Raw genomic sequence first — 21919 nt, 5'->3', positions numbered from 1 at the left:
CGGGGGGCCGGCCCCCCTGTCTCCGGGGTAGCCCCCCCCCGGGGCGGTTGGGGCATTGTTATGAGTTCTAAATATTGGTGAACAACTCCGCCTTATGGCGGCGCCTCCTTTCCCGTACGGGAAAGGAGGCGCCGCCATGCCGAAACAAGGATCAGTCGAGGAAGACGGTGGCGACCACGGTCGAGCCCTCAAGGTCCGAGTAGACGTCTTCGTTGATCTGCGCGTCAGCCATCTTGGCCTCCATTGAAGTAGGGGTGAAAAAGGGGTGGAAACCGCTCCCCGCCGGGAGCGGAGCAATTAGTCGAGGAAGACGGTGGCGACCACGGTCGAGCCCTCGAGGTCCGAGTAGACGTCCTCGTTGATCTGCACGTCAGCCATCTTGGCCTCCATTGGAATAGGGGTGGAAAGGGTGGAAACCACCGCTCCCCGACGGGAGCGGTGCGGTCTCGCGCTCAGCCGCCCGGCGGAAAGGACCCGCGGTCCGCGCTCACTGCCAGCCCGAGTCGAAGGTGCGGACACCCACGGGAGCCGGGCTCTGCCAGCCGGAGTCCGCGGTCTGCACGACGGCCGAGGATCCCGGCTTCTCGGCGGCCTGTGTGAGGGCCGTCGAGCCGACCGCCAGCGCCGCCGCGAAGGCGGCGGCCACTCCCAGGACCTTCATGCGTCGCGTCATCGTGTTTCCCTCCGTAAGGCTTCGCGATGAGTGAAGTCTTGCCGCCGGGGAGGGCCTGATGAAGGGGGTACGGGGCGGGCAACGTGGCCATGTCCTACTACGGACACCGGGGCCGGAGCCGGCGGCCCGGCCCGGGAACCCCCGCCCGGGGCGGGGGCGGGGCGCACGTGCGGCCTACGGGCTCCGCGCCGCCCGGCACCGCTTCGCGAATCAATTATCTATGCCCGCGGTCTGAGAGTTTGGCGAACCCCGCGGGGAGACTTCTTATCGCCGCACAAAAGGCGGAGGAATTGAGCGGACACCAAGCGGGCCGACATGCTACTGTCGATGCCGGGTTGCGTTTTTCCGCCTCCCCCGGAACGTTTTGAATTCCCGGTCGATCTCCGGGTCAGAGGAGATATGACGTGGCTGTCGGTACCGTGAAGCGGTTCAACGCGGCGAAGGCCGAGAACATCGTTCCCGCCTGACGACGACGCGCGCAGTTACGGCCGGGGCCCGCATCCATCGGGTTGCGGGCCCCGGCCGCACGCGTGTTCCGCGGTGGTTCCGCCCGCCGGCACTGCCCGTTCCAGCACCCGAACCCCTGCGGATTTCCCGTGGACCGGGTTCGCTTTCGTATTCCGTTCGGCCCGTTCTCGTAATTCCCTGCGCCGCCGTTCCGCTGCGGGAGTTCCTTGATGCGTGCCGCCGTATCGAGGAAGGTTCGCAATGAACCCCGTACGCACCAATGAGCGCTCCTCCCGCACCCGCGGCCGCAGCGGCGGTCCCGCCTTCGGCGCGGCCGGCGCGGGCTCGTCGCGGGGCGGCCGCTTCGGCTCGCCCACCCCGGGCCGTTCGGGAGGTCCGAACCGCTCGGGCGGCTACGGCCGCAGGCCCGCCGCGCCCCGGGGCGAGTTCGCCCTGCCCGAGACGATCACCCCCGCGCTGGCCGCGGTCGACGTCTTCGCCGACCTGGACATGCCCGGGGAACTGCTGGCCGCCCTCAGCGCGCAGGGCGTCAGCGTGCCCTTCCCGATCCAGGGCGCCACGCTGCCCAACACCCTCGCCGGCCGGGACGTGCTCGGCCGTGGCCGGACCGGCTCCGGCAAGACGCTCGCCTTCGGACTGGCGATGCTGGCCCGCACCGCCGGGCTGCGCGCCGAACCGAAGCAGCCGCTCGCGCTGGTCCTCGTCCCCACCCGCGAGCTGGCCCAGCAGGTGACCGACGCCCTCACCCCCTACGCCAGGTCCGTGAAGCTGCGGCTGGCGACCGTCGTCGGCGGCATGTCGCTCGGCCGTCAGGCCGCCGCGCTGCGCGGCGGTGCGGAGGTCGTCGTGGCCACGCCGGGCCGGCTGAAGGACCTCATCGACCGCGGCGACTGCCGGCTGGACCAGGTGGCCGTCACCGTCCTCGACGAAGCCGACCAGATGGCCGACATGGGCTTCATGCCCCAGGTCACCGCCCTCCTCGACCAGGTGCGCCCCGACGGCCAGCGGATGCTGTTCTCCGCCACCCTCGACCGCAACGTCGACCTCCTCGTACGCCGCTACCTGAACGACCCCGTGGTCCACTCCGTCGACCCGTCGGCCGGCGCGGTCACGACGATGGAGCACCACGTGCTGCACGTCCACGGCGCCGACAAGCAGCGGACCACGACGCAGATCGCGGCGCGCGAGGGCCGGGTGATGATGTTCCTCGACACCAAGCACGCCGTCGACCGGCTGACGGAGCACCTGCTCAACAGCGGTGTGCGGGCCGCAGCGCTGCACGGCGGCAAGTCCCAGCCGCAGCGCACCCGCACGCTCACCCAGTTCAAGACCGGACACGTCACGGTGCTCGTCGCCACCAACGTCGCCGCCCGCGGCATCCACGTCGACCACCTCGACCTCGTCGTGAACATCGACCCGCCGACCGACCCCAAGGACTACCTGCACCGCGGCGGCCGCACCGCCCGCGCCGGCGAGTCCGGCAGCGTCGTCACCCTGGTCACCCCCAACCAGCGCCGCGACATGACCCGCCTCATGGCCGCCGCCGGAATCACCCCGCAGACCACGCAGGTCCGGCCGGGCGAAGAGGCCCTGAACCGCATCACCGGCGCCCAGGAGCCCTCGGGGATCGCGGTCACCATCGCCGCGCCGGTGTCCGAGCGGCGCGAGCGCGGCCGCGGCGCCGGCGGTACCTCCCGCGGCCGGCGCGGGGCCCGTTCGGGCGGCCGCCGCGCGGGCGGACCGGCGGCTCCCTCCGGTAAGGCGGCCTGACGACCGCGGGCCGTCCGCCCCGCGCCGCCGGCCCCGGCGTTCCCCCCTTCTCCCTGTGAGGCATCCATGCGCTGTGTCATCGCCCGTTTCCCGTTCGACCTGACCAAAGCCGGCGTCCTGGAATCGATGAAGGGCATCAAGCCCGAGCCGGTCCTGGGCGAGTCCGTGATCATCGGCCGCCGCACCTACCCCGTCAAGCAGGTCGGCCAGGTCGTCACGCGCCAGGACCGGCGCGACTTCAGTGCCGGCGAAGTCGTCCGGGCCATGTCCCAGCTCGGCTTCACCTGCCGCACCGTGCCCGGGCCCGCCGCACCGGCGTCCGCCCCCACCCCGCTCGAGCGGGCCATCGCGATGCTCGGCGTCCCGGCGGCGCTCTGACCGTCCGCCCGGCCCACCGCCCGGCCCCCTCGCCCCGGTGCGAGGGGGCCGGCGGCGCGGCGGAGGGTGGACGGCGTTCGCACTCGTGGCCGATCATGGCGTGATGCCGCTCCCCCCGTACGAGGCCGATCCGTTCGAGCGTTTCCGGGGCCGCCTGGAGGCCATCGCCTACCGGATGCTGGGCTCGGCCGGTGACGCCGAGGACGCGGTGCAGGACGCGTACCTGCGCTGGCACGCGACCGACCGGGAGCGGATCGAGACGCCCGAGGCGTGGCTGACGAAGGTGCTCACCAACCTCTGCCTCAACCAGCTCGCCTCGGCGCGGGTCCGGCGGGAGACGTACGTGGGCCAGTGGCTCCCGGAGCCGCTGCTGGCCGGGGACCGGATGCTCGGCCCGGCGGACACCGCCGAGCAGCGCGAGTCGGTGTCCCTCGCGATGCTCACCCTCATGGAGCGGCTGTCGCCCAACGAGCGCGCGGTGTACGTGCTGCGCGAGGCCTTCGGGTACGCCCACCGCGAGATCGCGGAGATCCTGGACCTCACCGAGGGCAACTGCCAGCAGATCCACCGGCGGGCCAGAGCGCACCTCGCCACCGGCCGGGCCCGTACGGAGGTCGACGCGGCCGCCGCCCGCAGGGCCGTCGAGGAGTTCCTCGCGGCGGCCCTCAGCGGCGACACCGAGCCCCTGGTCCGGCTGCTCACCGACGACGCGGTCGGCGTGGCCGACGGCGGGGACACGGTCCGCGCGCGCCGGACGCCGGTCGTCGGCGCGCTCCCCATCGCGCGCTACCTGCGCGGCCTGTTCCGTCCGGGCGAGGCCAAGCGGGCCCAGGTCGGCGGCAGCGCCGCGCTCCACGCCGCCGTCGTCAACGGCGCTCCCGCCGCGCTGATCTCGGCGGGCGGGCGGATCCTCGGCGTCATCAGCCTCGCGCCGACCGCCGAGGGGGTCGGCGCGGTCCAGATCCAGGTCAACCCCGACAAGCTGGAGCGCATCACCCGCCAGTGGGCGGCCGCCGGCCCCCACCGGCCCCTCGCCCAGCTGTGGTGACCCACGTCACAGCCGCATCCTGTCAGGGATCGCCCGGCCGTCCGGTTCAGGAGGTGAGTCCAACCGGAGAGAGAGCGAGCCAGCCATGAAGCACCGCATCGTCGTCCTCGGGGCCGGATACGCCGGGGCCATCGCCGCCGGCCGTCTCGCCAGGCGACTGCACCGCGACGACGTCGAGATCACCGTGGTCAACGACGACGCCGAGTTCGTCGAACGGGTCCGCCTGCACCAGCTCGCGAGCGGCCAGGACCTGCCGCCGCGACCGCTGCGCGAGATCTACGCCGGGACCGGCGTGCGGCTGCGCCGGGCCCGGGTCACCGCGGTCGACGCGGACCGGCGGACCGTCGCCCTGACCGGCGGGCAGGGCTCCGAGACCCTGCGCTACGACACCCTCGTGTACGCCCTGGGCAGCACCGGCGCCGACCACGGCGTCCCCGGTGCCGCCGAGCACGCCCACCGCGTCGCCGGGAAGCAGGACGCGCTGCGGCTGCGCGCCCGCCTGGCCGGGCTGGCGCCGGGCGCGGCCGTACTGGTCGTGGGCGGCGGCCTGACCGGCATCGAGGCGGTCACCGAGATCGCCGGGGCCCGCCCGGACCTGAGGGTGGCCATCGCCGCCCGCGGCCCGGTCGGCGAGCGGCTCGGCGAGAAGGCCCGGCGCCACCTGCGCGGAGCCTTCGCCCGGCTCGGCGTCACGGTCCACGAGGGGGCGGAAGTGACGCGCGTCGGAGCGGACGGGGTCATCACCGCCACGGGCGGGGAGATCCCGGCCGAGGTGACGGTGTGGACGGCGGGCTTCGGCGTGCACCCGATCGCGGCCGCCACCACCCTGGAGGTGTCGGACACGGGGCGGATCGTCGTGGACGCCACCATGCGCTCCGTCTCCCACCCCGACGTGTACGCCGTCGGCGACGCCGCGCTCGCCCAGGGACCGGGCGGCGAGCCGCTGCGGATGTCCTGTGCGACGGCGACCCCGATGGCGTGGCGGGCGGCGGACGCCCTCGCCGCCCGCCTGACCGGCCGCGCGGTCCCCGCGGGCACGATCGGCTACAGCGCCCAGTGCATCAGCCTCGGCCGCCGCGACGGCCTGATCCAGAAGGTGACGCACGACGACCGGCCCACGTCCACCGTCATCACCGGCCGGGCCGGCGCGCGCCTCAAGGAGCTCGTCTGCTCGGGCGCCGCGTGGAGCGTCTCCCACCCGACCCTGCTGCTGCCGGGCAGGCGACGCCGTCTCGTGGCGACCGCCGGCGCGCGGGCCGCGGAGGGAGGCCTCTCCCGCGACCCGGCGGCGAAGTAGGGCAAAGCGGTAGATTGGGGACCCTGAGCCGCTTCCGGCGCCGAATGCGAGGGTGTGGTGTCGCATGAGGAACGCACGACGGGTGGGACTGGTGGTGCCGTGCGCCGCGGTGCTGGCGCTGGGGTGCGCGGTACCCGCCGGGGCGGGCGGGGTCACCGACCTCCCCGGCGCGACGGTGGCCACCGCCGCCCCCGGGGCACTGAGGCCCATCGACGCCGGGGCGCTGCGGGCCGCCGTCGAGCGGAAGGCCGGGGAGCTGGGGGTGCCCGGCGCCGTGGTGCTGGTGCGGACCCCGCAGGGGACCCACCGCGTGGCCGTGGGCACCGCCGAGCTGGGTACGGACCGGCCGCCCACCGCCGGGGACCACGTCCGCATCGCCTCCAACACCAAGACCATGACCGCGGCCCTGATCCTGCTGCTGGCCCAGGACGGCCGCCTGCGGCTGGACGACCCGGTGTCCCGGTACGTCCCGGGGGTCCCGAACGGCGGGCACATCACCCTCGGCGAACTGCTGAAGATGCGCAGCGGGCTCTACAACTACACGGACGCGCCCGAGCTCGCGGCGGCCCTGGACGCCGACCCGGCGCGGGCCTTCACCCCGCGCGAGATGCTCGACATCGCCTTCCGGCGGCCGCCGCAGTCCCCGCCCGGCAGCTCGTACGCGTACGACAACACCAATTACGCGCTGCTCGGTCTGGTCGCCGAGAAGGCGGGCGGGCAGCCGCTGGAGCGGCAGCTGCGGGACCGGCTGTTCGTGCCGCTCGGGCTGACGGGCACCTCGCTGCCCGGCGCCACGGACACCTCGCTGCCCGGCCCCTACGCGCACGGGTACATGTACGGCGGGACGGCCTACGCGCTGACCGACGTGCCCTATCCGGCCGCCGTCCGTGAGGGGGCCGCCTCGGGGAGCCTGCGCCCGGTGGACTACACCCACCAGAACCCCTCCTACGCCCGCGCCGCCGGAGGGGTCGTCTCCACCGCCGACGACCTGGCCGTCTGGATCCGGGCCCTGGTCAGGGGCGAGGTGCTGGGCCCCGCGGTCCAGCGGCAGTGGACCGCGAGCCCCGAGGCCGAGGACCCGGCCGCGCCGGACGGGCAGAGGTACGGGTACGGGATCGCCCACCAGCGGTTCGGGCCGGGCGCCGCGATGTACTACCACGGCGGTGAACTGCCCGGCTTCAACTCCTTCATCGGCCATGACCCGGAGAACGACGTCACCCTCGTGATCTGGACGAACCTGACCCTGTCGCCCGACGGCCGGACCACGGCGAACGCCCTGCTGCCCACCGTCCTCGGGCAGGTGTACGCCGGCCTCTCCCTCCCCTGAACGTGAATATCTGTCGCCGCGGAATGAGGATTAGAAAGAGGGCCGGGTGAGGGTTTTTGGGGCCTCGAAATGGGCGGGCTTTCCGGCGTACGGGCCGGTGTTCCGCGTGCTACTGTCGATTTCAGTTGTAGTTGTGGTTCCCGAGATGTTCTCGCATTTGCCGGTCTTTTCCGGACGGGGTCCGCACATCCCCGAAGGAGATATGACATGGCATCAGGTACCGTGAAGTGGTTCAACGCCGAAAAGGGTTTCGGCTTCATCGAGCAGGACGGTGGCGGCGCTGACGTGTTCGCCCACTACTCGAACATCGCCGCCCAGGGCTTCCGTGAGCTCCAGGAAGGCCAGAAGGTGAACTTCGACATCGCGCAGGGCCAGAAGGGCCCGACGGCCGAGAACATCGTTCCCGCCTGACGTTGACGCAGAAGTGAGCCGGGGCCCGCACCCTTCGGGGTGCGGGCCCCGGCTTCTTCGTACATTCGGCCCGTTCTCGCGATTCTCCGCCGCACCGCACGAGGCCGGGGGAATCCCTTGATATGCGCCGGCACATCGAGGAAGGATTCCGTATTTTGAATCGCCCGTACGGCTCATCCCGCGCTTCCGGCTCTTCCGGCTCTCCCGTCCCTTCGCGCGGGTACGGCCCGCGCGGCCGCAGCCGCGAGTTCGCGCCGCCCCGGACGCTGACTCCCGCCCTGCCCGCGGTCGAGGCCTTCGGCGACCTCGCCATGCCCTCGCCGCTCCTGACCGCCCTGGAGGCAGCGGGCGTGAGCGCGCCCTTCCCGATCCAGGCGGCGACGCTGCCCAACGCGCTCGCGGGCCGGGACGTGCTCGGCCGTGGCCGGACCGGCTCCGGCAAGACGCTCGCCTTCGGACTGGCGATGCTGGCCCGCACCGCCGGGCTGCGCGCCGAACCGAAGCAGCCGCTCGCGCTGGTCCTCGTACCGACCCGCGAGCTCGCCCAGCAGGTCACCGAGGCCCTCACCCCCTACGCCAGGTCCGTGCGGCTGCGGCTGGCGACCGTCGTCGGCGGCATGCCCCTCGCCCGTCAGGCCGCCGCGCTCCGGGGCGGCCGGGAGGTGCTCGTCGCGACGCCGGGCCGGCTGAAGGACCTCATCGACCGCGGCGACTGCCGGCTGGACCAGGTGGCCGTCACCGTCCTCGACGAAGCCGACCAGATGGCCGACATGGGCTTCATGCCCCAGGTCACCGCCCTGCTCGACCAGGTGCGCCCCGACGGCCAGCGGATGCTGTTCTCCGCCACCCTCGACCGCAACGTCGACCTCCTCGTACGCCGCTACCTGAACGACCCGGTCGTGCACTCCGTCGACCCGTCGGCCGGCGCGGTGACCACCATGGAGCACCACGTCCTGCACGTGCAGGGCCACGACAAGCAGGCGGCCACCACCGAGATCGCCGCCCGCGAGGGCCGGGTGATCATGTTCCTGGACACCAAGCACGCCGTCGACCGGCTGACCCAGGACCTGCTCGACAGCGGTGTGCGGGCCGCAGCGCTGCACGGCGGCAAGTCCCAGCCGCAGCGCACCCGCACGCTCACCCAGTTCAAGACCGGACACGTCACGGTGCTCGTCGCCACCAACGTCGCCGCCCGCGGCATCCACGTCGACCACCTCGACCTCGTCGTCAACGTCGATCCGCCGACCGACCCCAAGGACTACCTGCACCGCGGCGGCCGCACCGCCCGCGCCGGCGAGTCCGGCAGCGTCGTCACCCTCGTGACCCCGCGCCAGCGCCGCGACATGGCCCGCCTCATGGCCGCCGCCGGGATCGTCCCGCAGACCACGCAGGTCCGGTCCGGCGAGGAGGAGCTGCGCCGGATCACCGGGGCCCGCACCCCGTCCGGCGTCCCCGTGACGGTGACCGCGCCGCCCTCGGAGCGCTCCGCGCGCGGCGTACGGGGGACCCGTGGTTCCCGGGACCGCCGGGCGCCCGTACGGCGGCCCGCGGCGGGCGCGGCGGCGTAGGAGCGGCGCACACACATGCCGAAGGGCCCCACCGGGCGGTACCGGTGGGGCCCTTCGGCGTGTGCGCGGGGGCGGTCAGTGGTCGGAGTAGCTGAAGTCGCCCACGGTCCAGGCGCTGACGTCCTCGATGGAGACGCGGTACATGCCGCCGGTCTCCGGGATGCCCACGGTGCCCTGGATGATGCGGGCGACGTGGAAGTGGAGGTGGGTGGGTGGGCCGTCCTCGGCCGGTGGGGCGGCCGGGCCGGGCAGGTCCGCCGGATCGGCGGCCGGTCCGGTGAAGGCTCCGGAGAACTCGCCCAGGCGGGCCGAGTCCGTCAGGACCTCCGCCACCCGCTGCCTCCAGACGGCTTCGGGGGCCAGCCGGCCGGTGATGACGGCACCCCCGGTGACGACGGTCAGGGACATCTGATTGCTCTGCGCGGACTCCACCAGGGTGGCGATGTCCACGAGCAGCTCGTCAGGCTTCGACATGGAAGCGGATTCTATGCACCGCACCGTCCGGGCGGATGGTGTTGTATTTCCTCCGGGCCGGGTGCCGTGCGGTGCCCCGGTCCCGCGACGCGTTCAGACGATGAGGTGCAGATGACAGGTGACGACTCGCTCGGCGGCCGGCTCGACGACGATGACTACCCCGCCTACACGATGGGCCGGGCCGCTGAGCTGCTCGGCACCACTCCCGGCTTCCTCCGGGCCATCGGGGAGGCCCGTCTGATCACCCCGCTGCGTTCCGAGGGCGGACACCGCCGGTACTCCCGCTACCAGCTGCGGATCGCGGCCCGCGCGCGGGAGCTCGTCGACCAGGGGACTCCCGTCGAGGCGGCCTGCCGCATCGTCATCCTGGAGGACCAGTTGGAGGAGGCCCAGCGGATCAACGCGGAGTTCCGCCGGGCCGCCGCGGCCGGGGGCCCGGGGACGTCCGGGGGCGCGGAGGGCCGGGGCGCCTCCGGCTGAGGCCGCCGCCACCCGGTGGGCCCAAGCCCGGGTGCGCCCGCGCCCCGGGGGCCCTACCAATGGACGGGTGAGGCGCCGCGCCTCCCCCGTCCCCGGGAGGGCCATGAGTCTGCCGTCCGAGCCCCCCGGGCCGCCGTCCGGGCCGCCGTCCGGGCCGCCGGAACCCCCCGGGCCGGCCCCGGCGGCGGAGACCGGGCACCGGCGCGGTGCCGGGCGGATCGCCGCGAGCACCGCGTCCGCCGTACTGATCGTGCTCGCGTGCCTCTTCGTACCGGTCTCCCTGCTCACCGTCTGGGTGCACGACATCGTGCTCGACAACGACCGTTACGTGTCCACGGTCGCCCCCCTCGCCTCGGACCCGGCGGTCGAGGCCGCCGCCGTGCACCGCATCACCGAAGCGGCCGGGGCCCACATCGACGGCGCGGCGGTCACCGCGGACCTGGCGAAGTGGCTGGAGTCCCAGGGCCTGCCGCCGCGCGTCGGCGCGGCGGTCAAATCGCTCGGTCCCCAGCTGGACTCGGCCGCCGACCAGGCCGTCTCCAAGGTGGCGGGCCGCTTCGTGTCCAGCCGCGCCTTCGAGCGGGTCTGGACGCAGGCCAACCGCACCGCCCACCGCTCCGTGGTGCGCGCGCTCACCGGCAAGGGCCGCGGCCCGGTCGGCGTCGACGGCGGCACCGTCACCCTCGATGTCGGCGCCGCCGTCGAGACGGTCAAGCAGGACCTCGTGAAGGCCGGGCTCTCCCCGGCCGAGAAGATCCCCGACGTCGACGAACAGATGGTGCTCTTCCAGTCGGACCGGCTGAAGGAGATCAGGGGCGCGGTACGCCTCCTCGACCTCGCCGGCAACTGGCTGCCCGTGCTGACGGTGCTGCTCGCCACCGCCGGGGTGCTGCTCGCCCGGCGGCGCCGCCGGGCCCTGGTGGTGACGGCCCTGTGCGCGGCCGCCGCGTGCCTGCTCGTCGCCGTCGCCCTGGTCTTCGTACGCCGCTCCTACCTCGACCACCTGCCCGAGCAGGTCCAGTCCCCGGCGGCGGCCGCCGCGATCTTCGACACGCTGGTGCGGTTCCTGCGGGTCAGCCTGCGGACGGCGATGGTCCTCGGGGTCGTCGTGGCGCTCGGCGCCTACCTGTCCGGGGCCGGGCGGCTGCCGACGGCCCTGCGCGGCCGGTCGGAGCGCGCGGCCGACTCCACCGTGCGCTGGGGGGCCGCGCACGGGGTGCGCACCGGGAGCGCCGGGAGCTGGGTGCTGGCGCGGCGGCGGGCGCTGACCGTGGGCGTCCTGCTCGTGCTCGCGCTGGTCTTCGCGCTGTGGAACCACCCGACGGTGCTGACGGTGCTGCTGCTGGTCCTCGTCCTGCTGGCGGTCCTCGCCGTCCTCGCGCTGCTGGCGGCCGGGGGCCGCGCGGCCGGGGCGGCCGGGGCGGCCGGGGCGGCCAAAGGCCCGGCGGGTCCCGGGGACGGGTGAGGGTGCGGCGCTCTCACCCGGCCGGGTCCGGGCCGGCCGCCGGGGGCGGGGGCGGGGGCGGGGTGGCGAGCCGGCGCGCGAACGGCGGCTCGCGCGCCACCACGTAGCCGACGGCGATGGAGAGCGTGATGACCACGAAGAACGCGATCAGCCAGGACAGCAGGACGAAGACCGACCCCAGGCCGCCGAATTCCCGCAGGCTGCGCTCCACCGCGCCCGGCATGTAGATCCGCGACCACACGGACAGCAGCTGCTCGCCGATGCCCGCGAGCACCGCGCCGGGCAGCAGCGGCAGCCACGGGATCCGGCTGCCGAGCAGCAGGTACTGGGTCCACCACCACAGCAGCGTGCCGCTGACCAGGGCGAGGGCGAAGCCGAGGGCCCGGCCGGCGCCGAAGGCGTCCTGCACCGGCCCCTGGAACAGCAGCGCGGCCAGGACGATGACCAGCCAGACCAGCCACCGCCAGGCGGCCAGCCGCGCCTTGGCCTTGGGCAGGTGCCAGGCCCGCTCGCAGGTCCGCTGGAGCGCGCGGCTGCACGCGGTCGCGGACAGCAGGGTCACCACGATGCCCACGGTGCTGGTACCGGCCACCACCGCCGTGTCGTCGGCGGAGTAGACCGCCCGCACCTGGTCCAGCGAGGCGTCCTGGAGCCCCAGGGTGGTCCGGACGGACGAGACGAGCTGGTCCTGGAGCCAGTCGGGGGCCAGGGCGCCGATGACGAAGAGGGCGGGCACCGCGCCGAGGAAGGCCTGGGCGGCCAGCCGCGTCGCGCAGTCGAGCACGCGGACGGCCGCGAGCTGCTCGATCAGCCGGGTCAGCAGCGGAGTGTGCTTGCGCATCCAGCCGGGGACGGCGAACAGCCGGGGCCCGGCTTCCGGTTCAGGCACGGCGGAGCTCCTCACGCTTCCGGGTCACGGGACCCGGCGGGTGCTGCCACCGGCCACCACCCTGCGGCTACGAACCTCCGGCCACCACCCTGCGACCACCTTGCACGAGAACGGCAGAGGAATGCCTCATATCCGGCATTTCATCGCAAAGTCCTGGCGTTCCCGTGATTGCATCCACACCGGGCCCGACCCCGACGTCGGGACATGGAGGAGGCTGGATGACCGGCTCGGCCGAACGGCGCGCCCCCGGCACGGTGTTCCGGCGCCCCCGGCGCGCGATGCGCCGGGACCTCTCCCAGCTGGTGTGCGCGGCCCTCGGACTGGTGCTGGGGCTGCTGGTCCCGGTGCTCCGGGCCGGGCCGCAGATCGACGCCGGGCGGGTGGCGACGCTGCTGTTCACCCTCGGGTTCGGCGTCATCAGCCTCGTCAGCATCATCTACTCGATGCTGTTCCTCGTCGTGCAGTTCTCGGCGAGCGCCTTCACCCCGCGGCTCGGCCTGTTCCGCGACGAGCCGGTCGTCTGGCGGACCTTCGCCCTCACCGTCGGCGTCTTCGTCTTCTGCGTCTCCTCGGGGCTGTCGATCGGCGCCCGCAGCAGCGTGTCGGCGCTGGTTCCGGCCGTCGCGATGGTGTCCACGCTGGTCGCCCTCGCAATGATGCGGACGCTCCAGATGCGGGCGTTCGACTCGATCCAGCTCGCGCACTCGCTGACCGCCGTCGCCCGGCGCGGACACCGGCTGTTCGACGCCCTGTACGCGGACCCGTACGACCCGGACCGCGCCGCCGCAGCCCCGCCCCCGGCGGCGCCGGCCCCGGGCGGCGCCGCTCCGGCCGCCGCCGTCCGGTGGACCGGCCCGGCGGCCGTGCTGCAGCAGGTCGACGTGGCCGCGCTGGTCGCCCTGGCCGAGCGGCACGACTGCGCGATCCTGCTGCGCACCGCACCCGGACGGCCCCTGGCCCGGGACGCGGTCCTCGCCGAGCTGACGGGCGCCGGTCCGGCAGCGGGCACCGGTCCGGCCGCCGCACAGGTCTGCGCGGCGCTGGTGACCGGCATCGAGCGGACCTTCGAGCAGGACCCCGAACTGCCCTTCAGACTGCTCTCCGACATCGCGCTGCGGGCCCTGTCCCCGGCCGTCAACGATCCCGCGACGGCGGTGGACAGCATGGACCGCACCCAGGACCTGCTGGGCCGCCTCGCCGACCGGGACCTGGCCATCGGCCGGTTCCACGACGGGTCGGGGCGGCTGCGGGTGACGGTCCCGGTGCCCGACTGGGAGCGGTACGTCCGCACGGCCGTCGACGAGCTCGCCTTCGCCGCCGCGGGCTCCCCCATGGCCCTGGGACGGCTGCGCGGCCTGCTGGGCGCCCTGCTGGAGCGGTGCCCCGAGGACCGCCGGGAGGTCGTACGGGAGCGGCTGCGCTGGGTGGAGCGCACGGGCACCCAGCGGTACCCGCTGATCTGGCCGGCCGCGCCGGCGGCGAAGGGAGACGCCCCGTGACGCGCACACCCCGGCACTCCGGCCCGGCCGGCCCCGAGGAGGCAGAGGTCCTGGCGGACGTGCTGCGGAGCCCCGGCTACCTGAGGGCCCTCGTCCTGTCCGCCCTGATCGGCATCCCGGTCTCCCTCGTGGCGTTCTGGTTCCTGGTCGTGCTGCACGAGCTGGAGCACCTGCTGTGGGCCGACGTCCCGGACGCGCTGGGGCTCGGCGTCCCGCCCTGGTGGTGGCCGTTCCCGCTGCTCGCGGCCGCCGGTCTGGCCGTCGGCCTGGTCGCGGTCCGGCTGCCGGGGGCTGGCGGGCACGTCCCGGCGTCCGGACTGCACACGGGCGGCGCCTCCGCGGCGACGCTGCCCGGGGTGCTGCTCGCGGCGGCGGGCCTGCCGCTGGGCGCCGTCCTGGGCCCCGAGGCACCGCTGATCGCGCTGGGCGGCGGCCTCGCGCTGGCGCTGCGGGCGCTCGTCCGGGCGCCGGACACCCCGCAGAGCACGGTCCTGCTGGGCGCGGCCGGAGCGGCGGCGGCCGTCTCGGCGATCTTCGGGAACCCGCTGGTGGCCGCGGTGCTGCTGATCGAGGTGGCGGGCGTCGGCGGGACGCGGCTGTTCGCGGTGATGCTGCCCGCGCTGCTCTCCAGCGGGGTCGGGGCCGTGGTGTTCACCGGGCTCGGGCGCTGGACGGGGCTGGCGACGGGCGACCTGTCCCTGGAGCTGTTCGCCCCGTTCCCCCGGCTGGACGCGGCCGACGTGTGCTGGGCGGTGGTCATCGGCGCGGCCCTGGCCGCCGCCCTGCGCCCGGTGGCGGCCGGTGCCCGCCGGGTGGCCTCGTACGTCTCCTCGCGGACCGTCGCGCGTACGGTGCTGTGCGCGCTGGGCGCGGCCGCCTGCGCCGCGCTCTACGCCCTGGCCACCGGCCGGTCCCCGGCGGACGTGGCCTCCTCGGGCCAGGGCACCCTCGCCGCGCTGGCCGTCGACCCGCACGCCTGGGGCGTCGGCGCGCTGATCGCCGTGCTGCTGCTCAAGGGCGCCGCCTACACGCTCTGCCTGGGCTCCCTGCGGGGCGGCCCGGTGTTCCCGGCGCTGTTCCTCGGCGCTGCGGCGGGGGTGCTGCTGGCGCCGCTGCCCGGGCTGGGCGTCGTACCCGCCATGGCCGCGGGGATGGCGGCCGCGGCGGCGGCCACGCTGCGGCTGCCGGTCAGCAGTGTGGTGCTGGTGGTGCTGCTGCTGGGCAGCGCCGCCATGATGCCGGTGGTGATCCTGGCGGCGGTGGTCTCCTTCGTCGTCACGGAACTGCTGAAGGCCCGTCCGGAGGGCGGCGGCGCCCTCCGGGCGGCCGGGGGTCAGCCCGTCAGCACTTGAGGCCGGTCGAGGCCGCCGTGGTGGCCTGGTCGAGCGTCTGGATCTGCGGCTGGAGCTTGGTGAGCGCGTCCTTGCCGGTGGTGTCGCCGGGCAGGCCCTGGTAGGCGTTCTTCAGGCCGTCGGCGGCCGCCTTGACCGCGTTGCGCTGGTCTTCCTTCAGCTTGGTGAGGTTGTTCTGGACGTTCTCCCAGTCCTTCTGGACCGCGTCGTAGGCGTCCTTGACCTGGTCCTTCGTCGCCACGGCCGGGTCGAGGGTCTTCAGTTTCGCGTTGTCGGCCTTGAGGGCGTTCAGGTCGGTGCAGAGGTCGGCGGCGGCCTGGGTGGCCTCCTCGGAAGGCGAGCTGCTGCTGTCGTCGGAACAGGCCGCGAGACCGAACGCCGCGCTGACGCAGAGCACGCCGATCACGGGGAAACGCTTCATGGGTGAGGCCTTCCTCAAAGGGGGCAGAACGCGTGATCGGGGATCTTTGACCACAAGGCCAAAATATGCATACGCATCACCTTCTGCATCCGCACCCTCACCGTTCGGAGCCACCCGGCGCCCGAGCGGCGCCGGGGCGGCGCCGCCGTCAGGCGGCCGGCGCCGGGGCCGGCAGCAGCGGCGGGTTGAGCCGGGCGAAGCCCTCCTGGCGCTCGTAGGGGAAGTACGGGTACGGGGCCGGGCGGTGGCTCGCGGCGTCCAGCCGGGCCACCTGCTCCGGGCTCAGCTCCCAGCCGACGGCGCCGATGTTCTGGCGGAGCTGCTCCTCGTTGCGGGCGCCGACGATGACCGAGGAGACGGTGGGGCGGCGCAGCAGCCAGTTGATGGCCACCTGCGGGATCGTCCGGCCGGTCTCCCGCGCGATGTCGTCGAGGGCGTCGACCACGTCGTAGAGGTGGCCGTCCTCGACCGGCGGGCCGTACGCGGCGGTGGCGTGCAGGCGGCTGTCCGGCGGCAGCGGCCGGCCGCGGCGCACCTTGCCGGTCAGGCGGCCCCAGCCGAGCGGGCTCCAGACCATCGCCCCGACGCCCTGGTCGTGGCCCAGCGGCATCAGCTCCCACTCGTAGTCGCGGCCGACGAGGGAGTAGTAGACCTGGTGGGCGACGTAGCGGGGGAATCCCTGCCGGTCGGCGGCGGCGAGGGACTTCATCAGCTGCCAGCCCGCGAAGTTGGAGACGCCGACGTAGCGGATCTTCCCGGAGCGCACGAGTCCGTCGAGGGTGGAGAGCACCTCCTCGACGGGGGTGGCCGCGTCGAAGGCGTGCAGCTGGAAGAGGTCGATGTGGTCGGTGTCCAGCCGGCGCAGGGCGTCCTCGGTGGCGCGGATCAGGCGGGAGCGGGAGGTGCCCGCGTCCGTGGGGCCCTCGCCCGTGGGGAGCCCGGCCTTGGTGGAGAGCAGCACCCGGTCCCGGCGGCCCTTCACGGCCTGGCCCAGCACCTCCTCCGAGGCGCCGGCCGAGTAGACGTCGGCGGTGTCGAACATGGTGATGCCGGCGTCGAGGCAGATGTCCACGAGGCGGCGCGCCTCCTGTGCGTCCGTGGTGCCCCACGCGCCGAAGAGGGGCCCCTGACCGCCGAACGTCCCGGCGCCGAAGCTCAGGGCGGGGACCTTCAGACCGGACGTTCCGAGCTGCCTGTACTCCATGGCGAAATCCCTTCAGCGAGCGGTAACGGAACCGCAGACCCGTTAAGATGGACCCAACCTAACAAGAGATCGCCATTAATGGAACTGGAGACCCGTTATGAAGTTGCCGGGTGACGCGGGAGCAGCGGCGGACGGGGCCGGGTCGGCGGCGGCGGCCTCGGCGGACGGGGCGGACGCGGCCACGCCCGGGAGCGTGCGCCCCGGCGGGCGGACGGCGCGGGTGCGCGCGGCGGTGCTGGAGGCGGCCGGAGACACGCTCGCCGAGCAGGGTTTCCACGGGCTGGACCTGGCGGAGGTCGCCCGGCGCGCCGACGTCGGCAAGACCACCGTCTACCGGCGCTGGGGCACGGTGGCCGGCCTGGTGGCGGACCTGCTGACGGACATGGCCGAGCGGTCGCTGCCCCGGGCGCGGACGGGCTCGCTGCTGGAGGACCTGCTCGCCAACGCGGAGCTCGTCCGCCGCACCCTGTCCGATCCCCGCCAGGGAGCCCTGTTCAAGGCCGTGATCGCCGCCGCCACCGGGGACGCCCGTACGGCGGAGGCCCTGCACCGCTTCTACGAGGTCCGGGTCGCCGAGTGGGCGCCGTGCGTACGGCAGGCCGTGGAGCGGGGGGAGCTGCCGGAGGGGACCGATGCCGCCGAGGTGGTCCGCGCCGTGTCCGCCCCGCTGTACTACCGCTTGCTCACCACCGCGGAGCCCCTGGACGAGGCGTCCGCCGGGCGGGCGGCGAGGGCCGCGGTGGCGGCGGCCCGCGCGGGGGCCTTCGTACCGGGACCGGGGCGCGACTGAAGCCTCCGCCCCCCGTCGTCACGCTCCGTGGTTTCACGTGAAACACCGCCCTGGGCCACCGGCGAGGCGGCTGCGGGGAGGATTCGAGGAGGGTTCGGGGCGTTTCGTACGGATACATCCCACTTGGAACGGGTATATCGACCGGGACAAGTGACGCCGACCGCGCATGACGACGGCCCCGAACGGGCGCCCTGTCGGAGGAGCGCAGAACGATGGACCGTACCGACCCCACCCTCACCCTCACCGACCGCACCGACCACACCGGTGTGGCGACCGGCGAAGCCAGGGCGCTCTCGGTGGCCCTGTTCCGGCGGCTGACGGAACTCGAAGAGGGCACGGCCGCCTACTCCTACGTCCGCAACACCCTGGTCGAGCTGAACGTCAGCCTGGTGAAGTTCGCCGCCCGCCGGTTCCGCGGGCGCAGCGAGCCGATGGAGGACATCGTCCAGGTCGGCACGATCGGCCTGATCAAGGCCATCAACCGGTTCGACCCGGACCGCGGGGTGGAATTCACCACCTTCGCGATGCCCACCATCAGCGGCGAGATCAAGCGGTTCTTCCGTGACACCAGCTGGGCCGTGAAGGTGCCCCGCCGCCTCCAGGAGCTGCGGATCGACACCGCCAAGGCGCACGACGCCCTCGAACAGGACCTGGGCCGGGAGCCCACGGACAGCGAGATGGCGCGCAGGCTGAAGGTCACCGACGAGGAGTTCACCGAGGGGCGCAAGGCCGCCTCCGCCTACTCCGCGCGCTCGCTGGACGCCCCGCCGCAGGAGGACGCGGAGCGCGACCCGCAGGCCGAGCGGGCCTCGCTGGGCGAGGAGGAACCCGCGTACGACCTGATCGAGTGCCTGGAGTCGCTCAAGCCGATGCTGGCGGGGCTGCCGGCGCGGGAGCGCACGCTGCTCTCGCTGCGGTTCGGCCAGGAGCTCACCCAGTCCGAGATCGGCGCGCGGATGGGGCTGTCCCAGATGCACGTGTCCCGGCTGCTCAACCGCACCCTGACCCGCCTGCGGGGCAGCCTCCTCACCGACGCCGAGGACGGGGAAGAGGCCGGGGCGGCCGGCGGATCCGGCGCGGGCACCGCCCACGCCTGAAGCCCGCCGCACCGCCGCGGACGGCCTAGGGCGTCGTCGGTCCCGCCTCCTCGCGGGGCGGCGCCGGAACCTCCAGCCACACCGTCTTGCCGGGGGGCGCGGGCGCCCAGCCCCAGTCGCGGGCGAGCCTGCGCAGCAGGATCAGCCCGTGCCCGCCCGGCCGCGCCCGGTCCGGCGGCCGGGGGCTCGGCGGTTCGGGGTCGTCGTCGGTGACCTCCGCCCGCAGCCAGCCGGGGCCGTGCCGCAGCACCAGCTCGCGCGGTCCGCCCGCGTGCAGGCAGGCGTTGGTGACCACCTCCGAGACCAGCAACAGGACGTCCTCCTCGGCCTCGGATCCGGCCGGCCAGGCCCAGTCCGCGAGGGCACGCCGTGTGAAGTCCCGACAGCGGGTCACGACACCCGTCGTACCACTGCCGAGGACCAGCCTCCGCGTCTGCTCGGCCACAGTTCTCCCGTCTCCACCGGCGCCCCTACCCCCGGCGCCGCACCTACCCCCGACCTGGAGGCACAAATCCAATCGTCCGGTGGCCGGATCCGCGGAACACGGCGGGGCCCCCTTCGCGGCCCTCCGCGCGGTGCGGAAGACGGTGAAGGGGGCCCCGCCGGTTGCTGCCCGCCGCTCTCCCCCGAGGAGCGGCCGGTGCGGACGACGCTAGGGCGGCGGCAGCGCGCCCGTCGAGCGGGGTCCGTCCGGTCCGTCAAGTCACCCTCCGGCCACGCCGCGCCGGAGGCAGCCCGGTGTCCACATCCTGGACAACTACCCTCGGTACATGAACGCAGAAGCCGACGCCCTCGCCGCAGTGAAAGCCGCCGACCGGAAGCACGTTTTCCACTCCTGGTCGGCGCAGGAGCTCATCGACCCGCTGGCCGTGGCCGGGGCCGAGGGCTCGTACTTCTGGGACTACGAGGGCAACCGCTACCTCGATTTCTCCAGCGCGCTCGTCTACACGAACATCGGCTACCAGCACCCCAAGGTGGCGGCCGCCATCGCCGAGCAGTCCGCCCGGCTCTGCACCGTCGCGCCCGGCTTCGCCGTGGACGTGCGCTCCGAGGCCGCGCGCCTGATCGCCGAGCGCACGCCCGGGGACCTGGACAAGATCTTCTTCACGAACGCGGGCGCCGAGGCCGTCGAGAACGCCGTGCGGATGGCCCGGGTGCACACGGGCCGGCCCAAGGTGATGGCCGCGTACCGCTCGTACCACGGGGCGACCTCCACCGCGATCAACCTCACCGGGGACGCCCGCCGGTTCGGCAACGACACCGCGACCGCCGGGGTGGTGCACTTCTGGGGCCCGTTCCTCTACCGCTCGCCCTTCCACGCCGCCACCGAGGCCGAGGAGTGCGAGCGGGCCCTGCGCCACCTGGAGGACACGATCGTCTTCGAGGGGCCGCAGTCCGTCGCCGCGATCATCCTGGAGACCGTCGGCGGCGCGCCGGGCGTGCTCGTGCCCCCGGCCGGCTACCTGGCGGGCGTCCGCGCGCTCTGCGACCGGTACGGGATCGTCTTCATCCTGGACGAGGTCATGGTGGGCTTCGGCCGCACCGGCACCTGGTTCGCCTCCGAGCACTGGGACGTCACCCCCGACCTCATCTGCTTCGCCAAGGGCGTCACCAGCGGGTACGTGCCGCTCGGGGGCGTCGCCATCTCCGCCGCCATCGCGGAGACCTTCGCCCGCCGCCCCTACCCGGGCGGGCTGACGTACTCGGGGCACGTGCTGGCCTGCGCCGCCGCCGTCGCCACGATCAACGTGATGGAGGAGGAGGACATCGTCGGCGGCTCCGCCCGCACCGGCGCCGAACTCCTGGGCCCCGGTCTGCGCGAGATCGCCGAGCGGCACCCCTCCGTCGGCGAGGTCCGGGGGCTGGGCACGTTCTGGGCCCTGGAACTCGTACGGGACGCGGACACGCGCGAGCCCCTCGTGCCGTACAACGCCTCCGGCGCCGAGGCCGCGCCGATGGCGGCCTTCGGCGCGGCCCTGAAGAAGGGCGGCCTGTGGCCGCTCCTCGCCGGGAACCGCATGCACGTCGCCCCGCCGTGCAACATCTCCGCCGGAGACGTGGCCAAGGGCCTGGCGATCCTCGACGAAGCCCTCTCCGTCACGGACGCGCACATGGCCTGACCTGCGCGGTTGTGGGGTCGCCCAAGTCGTTGGGGCTGGTGTTCGGATGATTCGTGCGGTGTTGACCCGCCGTACACATGCTGCAATCCAGTCAGTACGAATCAGCACCTACGGACCGGGATGCACGTCAGTCCCGGGGCGGCCCCACGGGCCGAACGGCGGGGAGCGGCACGTCTTCAGTTCGGGCGGACGCTGGACGCCGGGCGTACGGGATCCAGATGACCGGACTCCGTGTTCCCGAGTACCCGAAGGAAGACACCATGAGCAAGCACGTCCTGGCCCAGAACCAGTACGGCAAGGCCGAGAACCGCATCGTGAAGGTGACCCGCAAGGGCAGCGACGGTTCCTGGCACGAGATCCGCGACCTCAACGTCTCGGTCGCGCTCCGCGGCGAGTTCCGCGACGTCCACCTGACCGGTGACAACGCCAACTGCCTGCCGACCGACACCACGAAGAACACCGTGTACGCCTTCTCCAAGGAGCACGGCATCGCCTCCCCCGAGGCCTTCGGCATCCTGCTCGCGAAGCACTTCGTCTCCTCGCAGGCGCCGATCCGCGAGGCGCAGATCCGCATCGAGGAGTACGTCTGGGAGCGGATCCCGGTCCCCACGCGCAAGGAGCAGCACTCCTTCGTCCTCAAGGGCCAGGAAGTGCGCACCGCGCAGGTCACCTACAGCGAGACGACCGGGCTCCAGGTCATCTCGGGCCTGAAGGACCTGACGGTGATGAACTCGACGAACTCCGAGTTCCACGGCTACATCAAGGACAAGTACACGACCCTCCAGGAGGCGTACGACCGCATCCTGGCCACCAAGGTCACCGCCCGCTGGGCGCACTCGGCGCTGGCCGCCGAGGACGCGGAGTACGACTGGGACCGGTCGTACAAGAAGGTCCGCAAGCACATGCTGGACGCCTTCGCGGAGACGTACTCGTACTCGCTCCAGCAGACCCTGAACCAGATGGCCGAGCGGGTCCTGGACAACTGCCCCCGGGTCAACGAGGTGCGCCTCAACCTGCCCAACAAGCACCACTTCCTCGTCGACCTGGAGCCCTTCGGGCTGAAGAACGACAACGAGGTGTACTTCGCGGCGGACCGGATGTACGGCCTGATCGAGGGCACCATCCACCGCGACGGCGTGCAGCCGGTGATCGCCACCTCCGACTGGATCGTGGCGTAACGCCCGCACC

21 protein-coding genes are annotated in these 21919 nt (G+C 73.5%); 15 read left to right on the top strand and 6 right to left on the bottom strand.

What is annotated here, in order from left to right:
- Positions 1-487: 487 nt before the first annotated feature.
- Positions 488-673 carry a hypothetical protein gene (locus ACGFXC_RS14785; protein ID WP_393712779.1) on the bottom strand — a complete coding sequence of 62 codons (186 nt, stop codon included), beginning with the start codon at positions 671-673 and terminating at the stop codon, positions 488-490.
- Positions 674-1381: 708 nt separating this feature from the next.
- Here ACGFXC_RS14785 and ACGFXC_RS14780 point away from each other — a divergent pair.
- The 7 genes from ACGFXC_RS14780 (at position 1382) to ACGFXC_RS14750 (ending at position 8940) form a co-directional block, all read left to right on the top strand.
- On the top strand, positions 1382-2911 hold the full coding sequence (locus tag ACGFXC_RS14780) for a DEAD/DEAH box helicase (RefSeq protein WP_393712777.1): 1530 nt from the start codon (positions 1382-1384) through the stop codon (positions 2909-2911).
- Between the two features lie 66 nt (positions 2912-2977).
- Positions 2978-3289, top strand: a complete 312-nt coding sequence (locus tag ACGFXC_RS14775) for an SCO5918 family protein (protein ID WP_393712776.1) — start codon at positions 2978-2980, stop codon at positions 3287-3289.
- A gap of 103 nt (positions 3290-3392) precedes the next feature.
- A complete protein-coding gene (gene sigJ, locus ACGFXC_RS14770; RefSeq protein ID WP_393712774.1) occupies positions 3393-4337 on the top strand; it encodes an RNA polymerase sigma factor SigJ in 945 nt (314 codons plus the stop codon).
- Positions 4338-4422: 85 nt separating this feature from the next.
- Positions 4423-5634, top strand: coding sequence for an NAD(P)/FAD-dependent oxidoreductase (locus tag ACGFXC_RS14765; protein WP_393712773.1), 1212 nt, complete (start codon positions 4423-4425; stop codon positions 5632-5634).
- Between the two features lie 64 nt (positions 5635-5698).
- Positions 5699-6961: a serine hydrolase domain-containing protein gene (locus tag ACGFXC_RS14760; protein ID WP_393712771.1), complete on the top strand. Its 1263-nt coding sequence runs from the start codon at positions 5699-5701 to the stop codon at positions 6959-6961.
- Positions 6962-7168: 207 nt separating this feature from the next.
- A complete protein-coding gene (locus tag ACGFXC_RS14755; RefSeq protein WP_014047008.1) occupies positions 7169-7372 on the top strand; it encodes a cold-shock protein in 204 nt (67 codons plus the stop codon).
- Between the two features lie 122 nt (positions 7373-7494).
- On the top strand, positions 7495-8940 hold the full coding sequence (locus ACGFXC_RS14750; RefSeq protein ID WP_393712769.1) for a DEAD/DEAH box helicase: 1446 nt from the start codon (positions 7495-7497) through the stop codon (positions 8938-8940).
- 75 nt (positions 8941-9015) lie between these two features.
- Here the strand turns inward: ACGFXC_RS14750 and ACGFXC_RS14745 are convergent, their stop codons facing one another.
- Positions 9016-9414, bottom strand: a complete 399-nt coding sequence (locus ACGFXC_RS14745) for a hypothetical protein (RefSeq protein ID WP_393712768.1) — start codon at positions 9412-9414, stop codon at positions 9016-9018.
- A gap of 111 nt (positions 9415-9525) precedes the next feature.
- Here ACGFXC_RS14745 and ACGFXC_RS14740 point away from each other — a divergent pair, with 111 nt between their 5' ends.
- Both ACGFXC_RS14740 and ACGFXC_RS14735 read left to right on the top strand, forming a co-directional pair.
- Positions 9526-9894: a MerR family transcriptional regulator gene (locus ACGFXC_RS14740; RefSeq protein WP_393712766.1), complete on the top strand. Its 369-nt coding sequence runs from the start codon at positions 9526-9528 to the stop codon at positions 9892-9894.
- Between the two features lie 103 nt (positions 9895-9997).
- The gene (locus ACGFXC_RS14735) at positions 9998-11359 is read left to right on the top strand and encodes a hypothetical protein (RefSeq protein WP_393712765.1); all 1362 of its coding nucleotides are present in this window, start codon (positions 9998-10000) and stop codon (positions 11357-11359) included.
- Between the two features lie 13 nt (positions 11360-11372).
- On the opposite strand, the gene ACGFXC_RS14730 is transcribed toward ACGFXC_RS14735, so the two are convergent.
- A complete protein-coding gene (locus ACGFXC_RS14730; RefSeq protein WP_393712763.1) occupies positions 11373-12248 on the bottom strand; it encodes a YhjD/YihY/BrkB family envelope integrity protein in 876 nt (291 codons plus the stop codon).
- A 218-nt stretch (positions 12249-12466) separates the two neighbouring features.
- Here ACGFXC_RS14730 and ACGFXC_RS14725 point away from each other — a divergent pair, with 218 nt between their 5' ends.
- Both ACGFXC_RS14725 and ACGFXC_RS14720 read left to right on the top strand, forming a co-directional pair.
- A complete protein-coding gene (locus ACGFXC_RS14725) occupies positions 12467-13747 on the top strand; it encodes a DUF2254 family protein (RefSeq protein WP_393712761.1) in 1281 nt (426 codons plus the stop codon).
- Positions 13744-15099 (top strand): chloride channel protein, encoded by a 1356-nt coding sequence (locus ACGFXC_RS14720; RefSeq protein WP_393712760.1) that lies wholly within the window; start codon positions 13744-13746, stop codon positions 15097-15099. Before ACGFXC_RS14725 ends, ACGFXC_RS14720 begins: the two co-directional genes overlap by 4 nt.
- Here ACGFXC_RS14720 and ACGFXC_RS14715 read toward each other — a convergent pair.
- Both ACGFXC_RS14715 and ACGFXC_RS14710 read right to left on the bottom strand, forming a co-directional pair.
- Positions 15089-15520, bottom strand: a complete 432-nt coding sequence (locus ACGFXC_RS14715) for a hypothetical protein (RefSeq protein WP_393712759.1) — start codon at positions 15518-15520, stop codon at positions 15089-15091. The genes ACGFXC_RS14720 and ACGFXC_RS14715 overlap by 11 nt on opposite strands.
- Positions 15521-15668: 148 nt before the next feature.
- A complete protein-coding gene (locus ACGFXC_RS14710) occupies positions 15669-16724 on the bottom strand; it encodes an aldo/keto reductase (protein WP_393712757.1) in 1056 nt (351 codons plus the stop codon).
- A gap of 97 nt (positions 16725-16821) precedes the next feature.
- Between ACGFXC_RS14710 and ACGFXC_RS14705 the strand changes: the two genes are divergently transcribed.
- Positions 16822-17514 carry a TetR/AcrR family transcriptional regulator gene (locus ACGFXC_RS14705; RefSeq protein WP_393712755.1) on the top strand — a complete coding sequence of 231 codons (693 nt, stop codon included), beginning with the start codon at positions 16822-16824 and terminating at the stop codon, positions 17512-17514.
- A gap of 212 nt (positions 17515-17726) precedes the next feature.
- Positions 17727-18611: a SigB/SigF/SigG family RNA polymerase sigma factor gene (locus ACGFXC_RS14700; RefSeq protein ID WP_393712753.1), complete on the top strand. Its 885-nt coding sequence runs from the start codon at positions 17727-17729 to the stop codon at positions 18609-18611.
- A gap of 25 nt (positions 18612-18636) precedes the next feature.
- Here the strand turns inward: ACGFXC_RS14700 and ACGFXC_RS14695 are convergent, their stop codons facing one another.
- A complete protein-coding gene (locus ACGFXC_RS14695) occupies positions 18637-19005 on the bottom strand; it encodes an ATP-binding protein (protein ID WP_393712751.1) in 369 nt (122 codons plus the stop codon).
- 376 nt (positions 19006-19381) lie between these two features.
- On the opposite strand from ACGFXC_RS14695, the gene ACGFXC_RS14690 reads away from it, so the two are divergent.
- Complete coding sequence (locus ACGFXC_RS14690) at positions 19382-20731, top strand: aspartate aminotransferase family protein (RefSeq protein ID WP_393712750.1); 1350 nt, start codon at positions 19382-19384, stop codon at positions 20729-20731.
- 260 nt (positions 20732-20991) lie between these two features.
- Complete coding sequence (pucL, locus tag ACGFXC_RS14685) at positions 20992-21909, top strand: factor-independent urate hydroxylase (protein WP_393712748.1); 918 nt, start codon at positions 20992-20994, stop codon at positions 21907-21909.
- The last annotated feature ends 10 nt before the right edge of the window (positions 21910-21919 follow it).

This window comes from Streptomyces sp. NPDC048507, assembly GCF_043199995.1.
Classification (GTDB): Bacteria; Actinomycetota; Actinomycetes; order Streptomycetales; family Streptomycetaceae; genus Streptomyces.
Note: the sequence above shows the minus strand (reverse complement) of the source record. Positions and strands in the feature narration are given on the sequence as shown.